The 669-nt window shown below is 47.7% G+C and carries 1 protein-coding gene; it reads left to right on the forward strand.

The features are described 5' to 3' along the window. Positions 1–240: 240 nt before the first annotated feature. A partial coding sequence (locus tag WMO66_RS14195) for an IS110 family transposase (protein ID WP_349137008.1) occupies positions 241–669 on the forward strand: 429 nt, incomplete at its 3' end.

Consider the following 669-nt stretch of genomic DNA (forward strand, 5'->3'; position numbering starts at 1 on the left):
CCTTGTATTATAGAGTAGTAGTTTTTATAGCCCCTATCCAAGGGCTGTGCTACACTGTAAGGGATGCTGTGGATTGGTTTCGGTTCCCTACCGCTAGACGGTTTTTGAAAGGCTCCAACCACAGCCCTTTACAGTATTGTTAATTAGTTAGATACTGCCAGACGGTTTATGTGGAACAAGGCTACAAGAGTAAAGAGTTCTGTGGAATCAGCATCAAATAAACACATCGGAGGTATTCTCATGGTTTGCGTAGGAATTGACGTGGCCAAGGACAAGCACGACTGCTTCATCATCAGCTCGGAAGGTGAAATCCTGGCAGATGTATTCACCATCCCGAACAACGCAGAGGGCTTCGACACGCTCTTGCAGGCAATCCGCCGCAGTACTCGTCCGGAGGATAAAATAAAAGTAGGGCTTGAGGCTACCGGACACTACAGCTACAACATCCTCGGATTTCTTCTTGACAAAGGTCTACCCACCTATGTCATCAATCCGCTGCACACCAATCTCTACCGAAAAAGCCTGAGCCTTCGCAAAACGAAGACAGACCGTGTCGATGCGCGAACCATTGCGGCTATGCTCATGTCTGATGTGGACCTCAAGTCCTACACAGACACAGTATACCACAACGAGGAGCTAAAGTCACTCACAAGATACCGGTTTGACAAA

The organism is Faecousia intestinalis, from assembly GCF_040096185.1.
In the GTDB taxonomy this organism is placed as follows: Bacteria; Bacillota; Clostridia; order Oscillospirales; family Oscillospiraceae; genus JAZOXB01.